Annotated in this window: 12 protein-coding genes; 9 read left to right on the forward strand and 3 right to left on the reverse strand. The window is 71.3% G+C overall.

All coding sequences use genetic code 11. The annotated features are described in order from the left end of the window. Nucleotides 1-43 precede the first annotated feature (43 nt). Nucleotides 44-865, reverse strand: coding sequence for an alpha/beta fold hydrolase (locus BO39_RS09655; protein WP_043832502.1), 822 nt, complete (start codon nucleotides 863-865; stop codon nucleotides 44-46). Nucleotides 866-1146: 281 nt separating this feature from the next. Between BO39_RS09655 and BO39_RS09660 the strand changes: the two genes are divergently transcribed. Next, on the forward strand, nucleotides 1147-2241 hold the full coding sequence (locus BO39_RS09660; RefSeq protein WP_043832504.1) for an alkene reductase: 1095 nt from the start codon (nucleotides 1147-1149) through the stop codon (nucleotides 2239-2241). Between the two features lie 220 nt (nucleotides 2242-2461). On the opposite strand, the gene BO39_RS09665 is transcribed toward BO39_RS09660, so the two are convergent. Next, nucleotides 2462-3661: a Bcr/CflA family efflux MFS transporter gene (locus BO39_RS09665; protein ID WP_043832507.1), complete on the reverse strand. Its 1200-nt coding sequence runs from the start codon at nucleotides 3659-3661 to the stop codon at nucleotides 2462-2464. 232 nt (nucleotides 3662-3893) lie between these two features. On the opposite strand from BO39_RS09665, the gene BO39_RS09670 reads away from it, so the two are divergent. The 5 genes from BO39_RS09670 (at nucleotide 3894) to BO39_RS09690 (ending at nucleotide 10585) form a co-directional block, all read left to right on the forward strand. Continuing rightward, complete coding sequence (locus tag BO39_RS09670) at nucleotides 3894-4448, forward strand: nucleotide exchange factor GrpE (RefSeq protein ID WP_043832818.1); 555 nt, start codon at nucleotides 3894-3896, stop codon at nucleotides 4446-4448. Nucleotides 4449-4642: 194 nt separating this feature from the next. Further along, nucleotides 4643-6604 carry a molecular chaperone DnaK gene (gene dnaK, locus BO39_RS09675; protein ID WP_043832510.1) on the forward strand — a complete coding sequence of 654 codons (1962 nt, stop codon included), beginning with the start codon at nucleotides 4643-4645 and terminating at the stop codon, nucleotides 6602-6604. Between the two features lie 122 nt (nucleotides 6605-6726). Beyond that, entirely contained in the window at nucleotides 6727-7872 is a 1146-nt protein-coding gene (dnaJ, locus tag BO39_RS09680; RefSeq protein ID WP_043832512.1) for a molecular chaperone DnaJ, read from the forward strand. 238 nt (nucleotides 7873-8110) lie between these two features. Continuing rightward, nucleotides 8111-9571 carry an FAD-binding oxidoreductase gene (locus BO39_RS09685; RefSeq protein WP_052401918.1) on the forward strand — a complete coding sequence of 487 codons (1461 nt, stop codon included), beginning with the start codon at nucleotides 8111-8113 and terminating at the stop codon, nucleotides 9569-9571. 36 nt (nucleotides 9572-9607) lie between these two features. Next, entirely contained in the window at nucleotides 9608-10585 is a 978-nt protein-coding gene (locus BO39_RS09690) for a Bug family tripartite tricarboxylate transporter substrate binding protein (RefSeq protein ID WP_043832514.1), read from the forward strand. 43 nt (nucleotides 10586-10628) lie between these two features. Here BO39_RS09690 and gshB read toward each other — a convergent pair whose 3' ends face one another. Next, entirely contained in the window at nucleotides 10629-11576 is a 948-nt protein-coding gene (gene gshB, locus BO39_RS09695; protein WP_043832517.1) for a glutathione synthase, read from the reverse strand. Between the two features lie 109 nt (nucleotides 11577-11685). On the opposite strand from gshB, the gene BO39_RS09700 reads away from it, so the two are divergent. The 3 genes from BO39_RS09700 (at nucleotide 11686) to dnaQ (ending at nucleotide 14184) form a co-directional block, all read left to right on the forward strand. Further along, complete coding sequence (locus tag BO39_RS09700) at nucleotides 11686-12546, forward strand: shikimate dehydrogenase (protein ID WP_043832519.1); 861 nt, start codon at nucleotides 11686-11688, stop codon at nucleotides 12544-12546. 10 nt (nucleotides 12547-12556) lie between these two features. Further along, nucleotides 12557-13153, forward strand: a complete 597-nt coding sequence (gene coaE / locus BO39_RS09705; protein ID WP_043832522.1) for a dephospho-CoA kinase — start codon at nucleotides 12557-12559, stop codon at nucleotides 13151-13153. Between the two features lie 341 nt (nucleotides 13154-13494). Next, nucleotides 13495-14184, forward strand: coding sequence for a DNA polymerase III subunit epsilon (dnaQ, locus tag BO39_RS09710; RefSeq protein ID WP_043832525.1), 690 nt, complete (start codon nucleotides 13495-13497; stop codon nucleotides 14182-14184). Nucleotides 14185-14375: the final 191 nt, after the last annotated feature.

The raw sequence follows: 14375 nt of genomic DNA on the forward strand, positions 1-14375 counted from the left end.
GAATTCATTCTCTCCCCCCGGGGTCGCCGGTGCCGACCGGCCTTCAGGCCTGGAGAAAAGCGAGGAGGTCCGCGTTCAGCCGGTCCTTCTCGGTAAAGAACAGGCCGTGGGCCGCGCCGCCGTACTCCACCAGCTTAGCCCCGGTGATCAGGCGGGCCGCCGCGCGGCCGGAGACGTCGATCGGCACGGTCTGGTCGGCGTCGCCGTGGATGACGAGGGTCGGCACCGTGAAGGCGCGCATATCCGCGCGGAAATCGGTTTCGGAGAAGGCGCGCACGCAGTCCACGGTCGCCTTGGGGGAGGCCTGCAGGGCGAGGCCGAGCGCCCATTGCTGGATCTCGTTCGTGACGGTGAAATTCAGCATTCCCGCGCCGAAGAAGGCCTTGCCGAAGGTGGCGAGGAAGTGCGGGCGGTCCGCCAGCAGGCCCGCGACGATGCCGTCGAACACCTCTCGCGGCACGCCCTCATCGTGGCCGGGGACCTTGAGCAGGTAGGGCGTGACGGCGCTGACGAGAACGGCCTTGGCCACGCGCGTGCTGCCGTGGCGGGCGAGGTAGCGCGCGACTTCGCCGCCGCCCATGGAGAAGCCGACGAGGGTGGCGCCCTGGAGGTCTAGTTCGTCCATCAGCGCGGCCAGGTCGTCGGATAGGGTATCGTAGTCGTAGCCGGAGTAGGGCTTGGCGCTCTCGCCGAAGCCACGGCGGTCGTAGGCGATGACGCGGTAGCCCTGGGCCGCGAGGAACATCGCCTGGTATTCCCACATGGCGCCGCTGAGCGGCCAGCCGTGGATGAGGACCACGGGCTTGCCGGTGCCCCAGTCGGTGTAGTGGAGGGCGACGTCGTCGCGCGTCTTCACGAAGGGCATTGGCTTCTCCGGGGGGTGTGGCCGGAGCGGAACGGTCCGTTTCGCGGGTTGGTTGCTGCCGGGCGTGCCCGCCCTGCCCGGCTGGGAACGCGCGCCGGAAGCCATGCTCATGCAACCGCGTTTGCTGCACTGCACATGGCAGCCATGCGGCCGCCCGTCCCCAATCCCGGCGCCGAGGCACCAGATGCCCCCCGAGCGCCGCGCCCCACGGCGAAGCCGACCCGTGGGCCCAGGCGGCCCGCGTCCCGCAGCCAGCTTCCTCGACCCTTCAAGGAACGAGCATGACCAACCCCGCCGAAAGCCCGCTTTTCACCCCCACCAAGGTCGGCGCCATCGAGCTTGCGAACCGCGTGGCGATGGCGCCGCTGACCCGCAGCCGCGCCGTCGCGGGCGACGTGCCCCGGCCCTCCGCCGCCACCTACTACGCGCAGCGCGCGGGCGCGGGGCTGATCATCTCCGAGGCGACGCAGATCTCCCAGCAGGGCAAGGGCTACGCCTTCACGCCGGGCATCCATTCCGAGGAGCAGCTGGCCGGCTGGCGGCCGGTGACGGAGGCGGTGCACAAGGCCGGCGGGCGCATCGTCGCGCAGCTCTGGCATGTCGGGCGCATCTCCCACCCCGACCTGCAGCCGGGGAACGCGCTGCCCGTCGCGCCCTCCGCGATCACGCCCAAGGGCCAGGCTTTCACCGAGACGGGCTTCAAGCCGCATGTCGAGCCGCGCGCGCTGGAGGCCGGGGAGCTTCTGGGCATCGTCGCCGACTACGTGCGCGCCGCGCGCAATGCGCTGGCCGCCGGCTTCGACGGCGTGGAGATCCATGCGGCCAACGGCTACCTCCTCGACCAGTTCCTGCGGAACGGCAGCAACAAGCGCACGGACCGCTACGGCGGCAGCATCGAGAACCGCGCGCGCCTGACGCTCGAGGTGACGCAGGCGGTGGTGGACGCGATCGGCGCGGACCGGACGGGCATCCGCCTCTCCCCCGTGACGCCCGCCAACGACGCCAGCGACAGCGACCCCGCGCCGCTGTTCCGGCACGTCGTGGAGGCGCTGGCGGGCTTCAACCTCGCCTATCTCCACATGATCGAGGGCGCGACGGGCGGGCCGCGCGACGTGGTGCCGGGCTTCGACTTCATGGCGCTCAAGCGCGCCTTCCGCGGGCCCTACATGGCGAATAACGGCTACGACTTCGCCCTCGCCGACGCGGCCATCCGCGAGGGGCGGGCGGACCTCGTCGCCTTCGGGCGGCCCTTCATCGCCAACCCGGATCTCGTGCAGCGCATGAAGACCGGCGCGGCCCTCGCGACGCCGGACAAGGCGACGTTCTACGGCGGGGACGAGCACGGGTACACGGATTACCCGGCGCTGGCGGCCTGATCGGGCCGGCTCTGGCGACTCCGGGGGAGAGAATGAATTCTCTCCCCCAGACCCCCACTCATCTTTTTCTCTCTGTTGGAAATACTGGTTGGCCGGTGCGCCTCGGGTCTTGGACCCGAGGCGACTGCATGTTCAGGAAGGTTCCGCGACAGCCAGACGGGGGTCCAGGGGCCTCAGGCTCCTGGCGGGAGAGGTCCGGAGAGGGCAGAGCCCTCTCTGGTCACTCCGCAGGCCGTCCCCTCGCTGAAAGAGCGACCCGGAACGCCACCTGTCCGACCAGCGCGGCCCCGGCCATAACGAGGGCCGCCGAGAGGGCAGCGTGGGACCCGAGGCCGGCGAGGGCGGAGCAGACCGCGCCGACGCTCATCTGCACGAAGCCGTAGAGGCCCGAGGCGGAGCCGACGACGCGCGGGTTCACGCCGATCGCCTGCCCGAGGGCGGAGGGTCCGCCGACGCCCGTGCAGATGGTGAAGGCGAACATGCAGCCCATTGCCCAGCCGACCGTGAGGCCGCCCGAGAGCACCACGGCCAGGAGGAGAAGGGCGGAGGCAAGGCTGGCGGCGCCGGCCCAGCGCAGCACGCCGTCGAGCGAGGCGCGGCCGATGACGCGGCTGGCCAGCGCGTTGCCGAGGGAGATGCCGATGACGAGGATGGCGAGGTAGATTCCGACCTCGTGCTCCGGCCGGCCGAGGTCGCGGAAGATAAAGGGTGCGGCGCTGAAGAAGGCGTAGGCCGCCGTGGTCATGCAGCCGCCGAGCAGGGCGTAGCCGAGGAAGACGGGCGAGACCGCGAGGCGCGCGTAGTCCCGCATGATGGTGGCGGCCGCGAGGCCGGTGGAGCGGCCGGTTTCCGGCAGGAGGCGCCAGGTGAAGGCGAGGTTGGCGAGGCCGAGCGCGCAGAGCAGCAGCAGCACCACGCGCCAGCCGGCGGTGGCCGCGACCGCCGCGCCGACGAGGGGCGCGAGGCCGGGGCCGGCGGTGACCATCAGGTTCAGGAGCGCGAGCCGGCGCGCGGCCTCCTTCGCGGCGGAGGTGTCTCGCACGATGGCCCGCGCCAGGACCACACCGGAGCAGCCGCCGAGTGCCTGGAAGAGCCGCGCGACGACGAGGGTGCCGGCGTCGGGCGCGAGGCCGGCGAGCAGGCCCGCCACCGTGTAGAGGCCGAGGCCCGCCATCAGCACGGGGCGGCGCCCGAAGCGGTCCGCCAGCGGGCCGTAGAAGGGTTGGCCGAGCGCGAGGCCGAGCACGTAGAGGCTGACGGTGAGCTGCATGGCGCCGGGGGAGCCGCCCAGCGCCTCGGCCGCCTGGGGCAGGGCGGGGACGAAGATGTACATCCCGACCGTGCCGCTGAAGGTGATGGAGGCGAGGAGCCAGAGGGGCACCCGGACTGGCGCGGGCTCGGCGAGCGGGGTCTCGCTCATGCGGGGTGGCCGGGCCGGGGGGCGGCGATGGGGTGGGGCGGGGCCGGGCGGGGGCCGGGGGGGGCGAAGGGTGGCAAGGCGTCGGAAAAGCTACGCCCCGGGATGCTGCGCCGCAACACGCCTTGGCGCACCGGCTTGTCCCGCCGCCCACCGGCCCCTAGGTGATGCGCCGATACGCGCCGCCCCGAGGGCGCCCCCGCGCAGCCCCTGAAGGGCCAGGAAAGAACGATTGATGAGCGATACCCCGACCGACGCGAAGCCGAACGAGAACGAGGTCCCCGGCGCCGATGCCGCGGCCCAGGCTGCTCCGAACAACGCCGCCGAGGCGCCGGACCTCGCGGCCGAGCTGAACGCCATGCGCGACAAGTGGCTGCGCGCCGAGGCCGAGATGCAGAACCTGCGCAACCGCCACAAGCGGGAGCTGGAGGACGCGCGGAACTACGCCGTGACGAAGTTCGCCCGCGACGTGGCGGACGCGGCCGAGAACCTCCGCCGCGGCCTCGATGCCCTGCCGGCGGCCGAGGGCGAGGACGGGCCCATCGCGAAGCTGCGTGGCGGCTTCGAGGGGGTGGAGCGCGCCTTCATCGCCATGCTGGAGCGCCACGGCGTGAAGGCCGAGGACCCCAAGGGCAAGCCCTTCGACCCCGAGCTGCACCAGGCGATGGCCGAGCAGCCCGCGCCCGAGGGGGTGGAGCCCGGCACCGTCATCACGGCCTGGACGCCGGCCTGGACGATCAACGGGCGGCTTCTGAAGCCGGCCATGGTGGTCGTTGCAGGGAAGGGCTGAGCTTAGGGGGGAAGAAGTGCCTTCCCCCGTTCTGATTCACCCAGGACAGGGTCTTGTCCCGCGCCCCACCCCTGAATACATCCGGGTCTGGACGGGCCAGCCCCGCCCACCCCATCCGATTTGAGACAATGGGGCCGCGCACGGTGCCTCGAAGCATGGGCCGTGCCCCGGCCGCCGCGAAGGAGAAGTAACGGATGAGCAAGGTCATCGGTATCGACCTCGGCACCACCAATTCCTGCGTCGCCATCATGGAAGGCGGCGAGACGAAGGTTATCGAGAACGCGGAGGGCACGCGCACCACCCCCTCCATGGTCGCCTTCGCGAAGAACGGGGAGCGCCTCGTCGGCCAGTCCGCCAAGCGCCAGGCCGTGACGAATCCGACGGACACGCTCTACGCCGTCAAGCGCCTTATCGGCCGCCGCTTCGACGATCCGATGGTGCAGAAGGACGTGTCGCTCGTTCCCTACAAGATCGCGCGCGCCGACAACGGTGACGCCTGGGTCGATGCGGGCGGGCAGAAGCAGGCGCCGCAGCAGATCAGCGCCTATGTCCTCGGCAAGATGAAGGAGACGGCCGAGGCCTATCTCGGCGACAAGGTGACGCAGGCCGTCATCACCGTCCCCGCCTACTTCAACGACGCCCAGCGCCAGGCCACCAAGGAGGCGGGCCGCATCGCCGGCCTCGAGGTGCTGCGCATCATCAACGAGCCGACGGCCGCGGCGCTCGCCTATGGCCTCGACAAGAAGAACCACGGCACGATCGCCGTGTACGACCTCGGCGGCGGCACCTTCGACGTGTCGGTGCTCGAGATCGGCGACGGTGTGTTCGAGGTGAAGTCCACCAACGGCGACACCTTCCTCGGCGGCGAGGACTTCGACCAGCGCGTCATCGACTACCTCGCGGACGAGTTCCGGCGCGAGAACGGCATCGACCTGCGCGGCGACAAGCTGGCCCTCCAGCGCCTGAAGGAGGCGGCGGAGAAGGCGAAGATCGAGCTGTCTTCCTCGAAGCAGACCGAGATCAACCTGCCCTTCATCACCGCCGACGCGAGCGGGCCGAAGCACCTCGTGCTGCAGCTGACGCGCGCGAAGCTGGAGGCGCTGGTCGATGACCTCATCCAGCGCACGCTCGAGCCCTGCCGGAACGCGCTGAAGGATGCGGGCGTGACGGCCGGTGAGATCGACGAGGTGATCCTGGTCGGCGGCATGACCCGCATGCCGAAGGTCATCGAGGCGGTGAAGACCTTCTTCGGCAAGGAGCCGGCCCGCAACGTCAACCCGGACGAGGTCGTCGCCATCGGTGCCGCCATCCAGGGCGCGGTGCTGAAGGGCGAGGTGAAGGACGTCCTGCTGCTCGACGTGACCCCGCTTTCGCTGGGCATCGAGACGCTGGGCGGCGTGTTCACCCGGCTGATCGACCGCAACACGACCATCCCCACGAAGAAGTCCCAGACCTTCTCCACCGCCGACGACAACCAGACGGCGGTGACCATCAAGGTCTTCCAGGGCGAGCGTGAGATGGCGGCGGACAACAAGCTGCTGGGCAACTTCGACCTGCAGGGCATCCCGCCGGCGCCGCGCGGCGTGCCGCAGATCGAGGTGACCTTCGACATCGACGCGAACGGCATCGTCTCCGTCCAGGCGAAGGACAAGGCGACGGGCAAGGAGCAGCAGATCAAGATCCAGGCCCGCTCCGGCCTGTCGGACGCCGATATCGAGCGGATGGTGCGCGACGCCGAGGCGAATGCCGAGGCCGACAAGCAGCGCCGCGCGACGGTCGAGGCGAAGAACAACCTCGAGGCCCTCGTCCACTCCACCGACCGCGCCCTGAAGGACAACGGCGACAAGCTCGCCGATGCCGACAAGGGCGAGGTCGAGGCCGCTCTCTCCGCCGCGCGCTCCGCGCTGGAGGGGACCGACCCGGAGGCGATGAAGACCGCGGGCGAGCGCCTCTCGGCCGCGTCGATGAAGATCGGCGAGGCCGTGTACAAGGCCCAGTCCGAGACGGAGGCGGCCGCTGCCGCCGAGGGCACCAGCGGGCCGAGCAACGCCAACCCGAACGGGCCCGGCGCTTCCGGCCCCGGCGGCCCCAACCCCGGCAAGGTGGTGGATGCCGAGTTCGAGGACGTCGATCCCACCAAGAAGAAGCAGGGCTGATCGGCCCCGCGGCAACAGAGGGCGCCCGGCATCGCGACACGCGGGCCGGGCGCTTCTTTTTTGTGGCACCCACCCCAACGCAACCCTACAGGGCCTAGCGAGAGCCCCGCACGGGAACAGAAATGGCCAAGCGTGATTACTACGAGGTGCTGGGCGTCGCCCGGGACGTGAACGAGGACGGCTTGAAGAAGGCCTTCCGCAAGCTCGCCATGCAGCACCACCCCGACCGCAACCCCGGCGACAAGGCGGCCGAGGCGAAGTTCAAGGAGGCCAACGAGGCCTACGACGTCCTCAAGGACGCCGAGAAGCGCGCCGCCTACGACCGCTACGGCCATGCCGCCTTCGAGGGCGGCGGTGGTGGCGGCGGTGGCGGGCCCTTCGGCGGCTTCGCCGGTGGCGGGTTCGAGGACATCTTCGAGCAGATGTTCGGCAACCTGAACGCGCGCGGCGGGCGGGGCCAGCAGAACAGCGGCCGCGGCTCCGACCTCCGCACCGAGGTGACGATCGGGCTGGAGGAGGCCTTCGCGGGCACCAAGACCACCATCCGCGTCCCGTCCTCCGTCACCTGCGACAACTGCGCGGGCACGGGGGCCGAGGGCGGCAAGGCGCAGACCGACACCTGCGGCACCTGCAAGGGCGCCGGCAAGGTACGGGCGCAGTCCGGCTTCTTCCTGGTGGAGCGCAGCTGCCCCACCTGCGGCGGCACGGGCCGCATCATCAAGAACCCCTGCAAGGTCTGCCAGGGCGCCGGGCGGGTGGAGCGCGAGCGCAACCTCAGCGTCACCATCCCCGCGGGCGTCGAGGAGGGCACGCGCATCCGCCTGGCCGGCGAGGGCGAGGCCGGGCTGCGCGGCGCACCGCCGGGCGACCTCTACGTCGATATCGGCATCCGCCCCCACCCGATCTTCCAGCGGGAGGGGAACAACATCTTCATCCGCGTGCCGCTTCGCATGACGCAGGCGGCGCTCGGTGGCGCGGTGGAGGTGCCGAGCATCGATGGCGGCCGCGCGCGCGTCTCCATCCCCTCCGGCACGCAGGCGGGGGACCAGTTCCGGCTGCGGGGCAAGGGGTTCTCGATCCTGCGCAGCGCGGCGCGGGGGGACATGTACGTGCAGGTCTCCGTCGAGACGCCGCAGAACCTGACGGCGAAGCAGCGCGAGCTGCTGGAGCAGTTCGAGGCGGAAGCGACGTCGGACAGCCGGACGAGCCCGGAGAGCGAGGGGTTCTTCTCCCGCGTGAAGGAGTTCTGGGACGGGCTGGGGCGGTAAGGCTCCGGTGGCTTCCGGGGGAGAGAAGATGTTCTCTCCCCCGCCTCGCTCGGCGCAGGTTTTCGGTTCGGCGCCGAGGTTGCTCCTCGGCGCGGACGGCGGCGCGGCCGCCCTCGACATTTTCGCGCCGGATGAGCATTAACCCGCCCCGAACGCGTCATTCCCGCGGCGGCGGGAAGGATGCCCCGAGAAGCAGGATGCAGGCTTCCAGGCCCGCAGGATGGAGCCAGCCGACGCCATGAGCCTGACCGCCACGGGGAATGCCACGCCGGCGGACGCCGGGTTGGTGGATGAGCTGGCCGCGCTGCTCGGCCGCCAGTACGTCACGACGGCGGACGAGGACCAGGAACCCTATGTGGTGGACTGGCGCGGCCGCTATCACGGCCGGGCCGCGGCGGTGGTGAAGCCGGCCAGCACGGCCGAGGTCGCCGAGGTGGTGCGCCTCTGCGCCCGTCGCGGCGTCGCCATCGTGCCGCAGGGCGGGAATACCGGCATGTGCGGGGCCGCGACACCCGACGCCTCCGGGCGCAGCGTGGTGCTGCGGCTGGACCGGCTGAACCGGATCCGCGCCATCTCCGCCCTCGCCAACTCGGTCACGGTGGAGGCCGGCTGCATCCTGCAGACGATCCAGGAGGCGGCCGAGGGGGTGGACCGGCTGTTCCCCCTCTCGCTCGGCGCGGAGGGGAGCTGCCAGATCGGCGGCAACATCGCCACCAACGCCGGCGGCACGGCCGTGCTGCGCTACGGCAACACGCGGGAGCTGGTGCTGGGGCTGGAGGTGGTGCTGCCGGACGGCACGGTGCTGAACCGGCTGCAGGGCCTGCGCAAGAACTCCTCCGGCTACGACCTGAAGCAGCTCTTCGTCGGGGCGGAGGGGACGCTCGGCATCATCACGGCCGCCTCGCTCAAGCTCTTTCCCCGCCCGCGCGTCTCGGCGCTGGCCATGGTGGCGCTGCCGGAGATCGAGGCGGCGCTGACCCTGATGGGGCGGCTGCGCGGCACGGTGGGCGACCGGCTGGCGAGCCTGGAGGCCATGTCGCGCGAGCAGATCGCGGTCATCGCCGAGCACGTGCCGGACGTGGCCATTCCCTTCCCGCTTGAAGCCCCCTGGTACCTGCTGATCGAGTTGACGGACACGCTGGCCGGCACGGACCTCCGCACCCCGCTGGAGGAGGCGCTGGGCGCCGCCCTCGAGGAGGGGCTGGTGGTGGATGCCGTCCTCGCCGAGAGCACCGCCCAGGCCGCGGCGCTGTGGAAGATCCGCCACTCCGTCTCCGAGGGGAGCAAGCGGGCGGGCTACGTGGTCAGCCATGACAGCGTGGTGCCGCTGGAGAACCAGGCGCTGTTTGCCCGCAACGTGGAGCGGCGCATCGCCGAGGTCGCGCCGGAGGCGCGCATCGTGATGCACGGCCATATCGGCGACGGCAACATCCACGTCCTCGCCATCCTGGACGCCCGGCAGTTCCCCGATGCGACCGCCGCCGCGCCCATGGTGGCGCGGATCAACGCGGTGGTGGACGACGAGACCGCCGCGCTGGGCGGCGTCATCAGCGCCGAGCACGGCATCGGCCTGAGCAACCGCGGCCGGCTGGGGCGCGTGACCGATCCCGCCGAGATCGCGCTGATGCGCGGCATCAAGGCGCTGCTCGATCCCGGTGGAATCATGAACCCCGGCAAGGTCCTTCCTCCCGAGACCTGATCTCCGCTCCGCAACGACACCCCCAGAGGAAACGCCGTGAACCGCCGCCTGCTGCTCGGAACCGCCCTTGGCTCCGCCGTCCTGCCCTTCGTCGTCCGTGCGCAAGGAGGCAACTGGCCCCTGCGGCCCGTCCGCATGATCGTGCCCTATCCGCCGGGCGGCGCGACCGACGTGATCGCGCGCATCTACGCGGACCACATGGGGCAGACGCTGGGCCAGCCGGTCGTCATCGAGAACCGGCCGGGCGCCAGCGGGAATATCGGCATCGACGCCGTGGCGAAAGCGGCGCCGGACGGCTACACGGTCGGCGCCGGCACGGTGTCCAACTTCTCGATCAACCAGTACCTCTACAAGTCCGTGCCCTACGACATCGAGCGCGACCTGCGGCCGATCGCGCTCGGCTGGGAGTTCCCGAACATCGCGGTGGTGGCCCCGAACAAGGTGCCGTCGACGACGCTGCAGGAATTCATCGCCTGGGCGAAGTCCCGGCGTGGGGGGATCACCTACGGCTCCACCGGCGTCGGCACCACCACGCACCTGTCCTCCGCCATGCTGTTCTCCCGCCTCGGGATCGAGGCGGTGCACGTGCCCTATCGCGGCGCGGCGCAGATCCAGCCCGCGCTGCTGAGCGGCGACATCGACTTCGCGATCGACGGCGTCGCGTCCTACCAGGCGCTGGTGGAGGCCGGGCAGATCCGCGCATTGGCCGTGACGAGTGCCGAGCGCTGGCCCACCCTGCCCGCCATTCCCACCATGGCGGAAGCGGGGATCGACGGCTTCGTCGTCACCGTCTGGGGCGGCTTCGTCGCCCCGGCCGCGACGCCCGACAGCGTGGTGGAGCGGCTGAACGGTGCCCTCAAGGCGACGGTGGACGACACCGCGCAGCGGGAGCGCTTCGCCCGCGTGGGCGCCAAGCCGATCTGGACCACCGCGTCCGACGCCACGGCCCGCGCCGCGCGCGAGCGGCCGATGTGGCGCGAGACGATCGAGAAGTCCGGCGCCTCCGCCGACTGAGCGGCGCGCCGGCGCCCGGTTCCCCGGGCGCCGGAGGGGCGCGTCAGCGCTTCGCCTCGATGCAGTCCCAGATCGCGCGCTCGAGGTGCACGCCGTCGAAGCGGGCGATTTCCTGCAATCCGGTCGGCGAGGTGACGTTGATTTCCGTGAGGTAGCCGCCGATCACGTCGATGCCCACGAAGATCATGCCGCGCGCCTTCAGTTCCGGGCCGATGGCGGCGCAGATCTCGCGCTCGCGGTCGGTCAGCGTGGTTTGCACGGCCTTCCCGCCGACATGCATGTTGGAGCGCGCTTCGCCTTCCGCGGGCACGCGGTTGATGGCGCCCATGGCCTCGCCGTCCACGAGGATGATGCGCTTGTCGCCCTGCCGCACGGCGGGCACGTATTTCTGGATGACCAGCGGCTCGCGCGAGCGCTCGGTGAACATCTCGATGAGCGAGTTGAGGTTGCTGTCGTCCGGTTTCATGTGAAACACCCCGGCGCCGCCGTTGCCGAAGAGGGGCTTCACGATGATGTCGCCGTGCTTCTCGCGGAAGCGCGCGATGAGGCGGCGGTCGGCGGTCACCAGGGTTTCCGGCATCAGCTCCGGGAAGTGGGTGACGAAGAGCTTTTCGGGCGCGTTGCGGACGCTGGCGGGGTCGTTCACCACCAGCACCTCCGGGTGGATGTGCTCGAGGATGTGGGTGGCGGTGATGTAGGCCATGTCGAAGGGCGGGTCCTGGCGCATCAGCACCACGTCGGCGTCGCGGCCGAGGTCGAGTTCCACCTCGGGGCCGAAGGTGAAGTGGTTGCCCTTCTCCCGCCGGACCTCGACCGGGTGGGCCCAGGCGGTCACGCGGCCGCCGGCCAGCGCGAGGTCGCGCACGTGGTAGTGCCAGAGGGCGTGGCCGCGCGCCTGCGCCTCCAGCATGAGGGCGAAGGTGCTGTCGCCCTCGATCCCGATGCTCTCCATCGGGTCCATCTGCACCGCTACCCGCAGGGTCTTCGCCATGGGTCCTGCTTCTCCGTCGATCGAGGCGCCTTGGTCGCATCCTGCGGGCGACGGCGCCAGAGGGGGGGACTGCCCTGACATCCCGCGGCGCGGCCGCTATGTCAGGGGGATGGAGCCCCTTCGCACCCTCACCGGCAAGACGCGCCTGGCCGGCATCCTCGGCCATCCCGTGTCGCATTCGCGCTCGCCCCGGCTGCACGGCTTCTGGCTGGCGCGGCACAGGATCGACGGGGCCTACCTGCCCCTGCCGGTGGAGCCCGCGCGCTTCGAGGCGGCGCTGCGCGCGTTGCCGGCGCTGGGCTTCGCGGGGGCGAACGTCACCATTCCCCACAAGGAGACGGCGATGGCCGTCTGCGACGTGCTGGCGGAGGACGCGCGGCGGATGGGCGCGGTGAACACCCTCGTCTTCCGCGAGGACGGGCGCATCGAGGGCTGGAACACGGACGGCTGGGGCTTCCTGGAGAACCTGCGGGAGGCGGCGCCGGGCTGGCGGGCGGAGGCGGGGCCAGCGGTGATCCTCGGCGCCGGGGGCGGGGCGCGGGCGGTGGCGCATACCCTGCTCTCCGCCGGCTGCCCTCGACTGACGTTGGTCAACCGCGGCCGCGCCCGCGCCGATGCCCTGGCGCGCGAGCTTTCGGAGCACGGTGCGGCGGTCGAGGTGGCGGACCAGCCGCCGCTGGAGGACGCGGCGCTGCTGGTGAACACGACAAGCCAGGGAATGCAGGGCCAGCCGCCACTGGCGCTGGACCTCTCACCCCTGCCGGCGGGCGCGGTGGTAGCGGACCTTGTGTATGTGCCGCTGGAGACGCCGCTTCTCGCCGCCGCGCGGGCGCGCGGCCTGGTGGCGGTGGACGGGCTGGGGATGCTGCTGCACCAGGGCCGCCGCGGCTTCGAGGCCTGGTTCGGCACCATGCCGGTGGTGGACGCGGCGCTGCGCGACTTCGTCGCCTCCGACATCCCCCGCACATGAAGCACTGCGCATGAAAATCTGGGCGCTGACCGGCGGGATCGGCATGGGCAAGTCCACCGCCACCGCCACGCTGCGGCGCCACCGCATTCCCGTCTTCGACGCGGACGCCGCCGTGCACCGGCTGCAAGGGCCGGGCGGAGCGGCCGTGCGCCCCATCGCCGCCGCCTTCCCCGGCACCACCCGCCCCACGCCGCGCGGCCCGATGGTGGACCGGGAGGCGCTGCGCCGCGTCGTGCTGAGCGACCCAGCCGCGCTGCGGCGGCTGGAGGCGATCGTCCACCCGCTCGTTCGCCGCGAGGAAGGGCGCTTCCTCGCCCGCGCACGGCGCCGCGGCGCGCGGCTGGCCGTGCTCGACGTGCCGCTGCTCTTCGAAACCGGCGGCGAGCGGCGGGCCGATGCCGTGATCGTCGTCACCGCGCCGCCCGCCATCCAGCGCGCCCGCGTGCTCCGCCGCCGCGGCATGACGGAGGAGCGGCTGCGCGCCATCCTCGCCCGCCAGGTGCCGGACAGCCTGCGCCGCCGCCGCGCCGACCACCTCATCCAGACCGGCCTCTCCCGCCACCATGCTCAGCGGAGCATGCGGCGGCTGCTGGCGGATCAAGGCTGAGGGGCAGGCGCCCAGCGGTGGCCAGCCATGCGCCGGTACCGTTGGCCCGGAGGCCCCTCCGTCACCATCTCCCTGTCACCCTCTGCTGAGGGAAAACAAGGGATTAAGATAGTGCTTACGACCATGTTCCTCATCGTCCTGGCCGGCCTGACGGCGGCCAATGTCGCGGCGCGGGTGGCCCTGGATCACGCCCCGATCCGCGTTCCCGTGACCGGCCGCGACTGATCCGACCGGCCTCCCGCCTGCCCAGGGTTCCCCGTGGGAGCCCTGACGGGCGGAGCTGCGGCGGCGGCCGGGAGAAGACCCTTCGGCCGCCGCCCCAACTCCCCTAAACTCCGCCCATGACCCGCGCCCTCATCCTCGACACCGAGACCACCGGCCTCGACCCCGCCACCGGCGACCGCGTGCTGGAAGTGGCGGCGATCGAGGTGGTGAACCTCATGCCGACCGGCCGCTCCTTCCACCGCCTGATCAACCCCGAGCGCGACGTGCCTCCGGAGGCGACGAAGGTGCACAGCTTCACCGCCGCCATGCTGGCCGATAAGCCGCTCTTCGCCGAGATCCTGCCGGAGCTCCTCGACTTCCTCGGCGACGATCCCGTCATCGCGCACAACGCGCCCTTCGACTTCAACTTCCTCGACCACGAGTTCGACCGCTGCGGCACGCCGCGCATCGACCGCAGCCGCATGGTCGATACGCTGGTCATGGCGAAGAAGCGCTTCCCCGGCCTGCCCAACTCGCTCGACGCCCTCTGCCGCCGCTTCGGCATCGACCTCTCGGCGCGCACGACCCACAACGCGCTGCTCGACGTGCAGCTCCTCGGCCAGGTTTACCTGGAACTGATGGGTGGCAAGCAGCCGGGCCTGGAACTGGCGACCAGCATCGGCGCCCGCTCCGGCCTCATCGCCACCAGCGGACCCACCATCCGGACCCCGCGCCCTATCGTGCCGAGCGCCGAAGATCTGGAACGCCACGCGGCCTTCGTCGCGAAGCTGAAGGAGCCGGTCTGGGCGACGATCGAGGAGGGGTAGCGCTGGTGGCCCCCGGAGAGGGCTCCGCCCTCTCCGGACCTCTCCCGCCAAGGGCCTGAGGCCCTTGGATCCCCATCTGTGGGCCCTTTCCTGATCATGCAGTCGCCTCGGGTCATCGACCCGAGGCGCACCGGCCGTCCAGTATTCCCAACTCGAAGAAAAAGATGAGTGGGGGTCTGGGGGAGAGAATT

The sequence above is a fragment of the Roseomonas aerilata DSM 19363 genome (genome assembly GCF_000711725.1).
GTDB lineage: Bacteria > Pseudomonadota > Alphaproteobacteria > Acetobacterales > Acetobacteraceae > Roseomonas > Roseomonas aerilata.

Coding starts and splice junctions, on each gene's coding strand:
- BO39_RS09660 (WP_043832504.1), top strand. CDS start 1,147: ATGACCAACCCCGCCGAAAGCCCGCTTTTCACCCCCACCAAGGTCGGC.
- BO39_RS09655 (WP_043832502.1), bottom strand. CDS start 865: ATGCCCTTCGTGAAGACGCGCGACGACGTCGCCCTCCACTACACCGAC.
- BO39_RS09670 (WP_043832818.1), top strand. CDS start 3,894: ATGAGCGATACCCCGACCGACGCGAAGCCGAACGAGAACGAGGTCCCC.
- BO39_RS09685 (WP_052401918.1), top strand. CDS start 8,111: ATGAGCCTGACCGCCACGGGGAATGCCACGCCGGCGGACGCCGGGTTG.
- dnaK (WP_043832510.1), top strand. CDS start 4,643: ATGAGCAAGGTCATCGGTATCGACCTCGGCACCACCAATTCCTGCGTC.
- dnaJ (WP_043832512.1), top strand. CDS start 6,727: ATGGCCAAGCGTGATTACTACGAGGTGCTGGGCGTCGCCCGGGACGTG.
- dnaQ (WP_043832525.1), top strand. CDS start 13,495: ATGACCCGCGCCCTCATCCTCGACACCGAGACCACCGGCCTCGACCCC.
- BO39_RS09665 (WP_043832507.1), bottom strand. CDS start 3,661: ATGAGCGAGACCCCGCTCGCCGAGCCCGCGCCAGTCCGGGTGCCCCTC.
- coaE (WP_043832522.1), top strand. CDS start 12,557: ATGAAAATCTGGGCGCTGACCGGCGGGATCGGCATGGGCAAGTCCACC.
- BO39_RS09700 (WP_043832519.1), top strand. CDS start 11,686: ATGGAGCCCCTTCGCACCCTCACCGGCAAGACGCGCCTGGCCGGCATC.
- gshB (WP_043832517.1), bottom strand. CDS start 11,576: ATGGCGAAGACCCTGCGGGTAGCGGTGCAGATGGACCCGATGGAGAGC.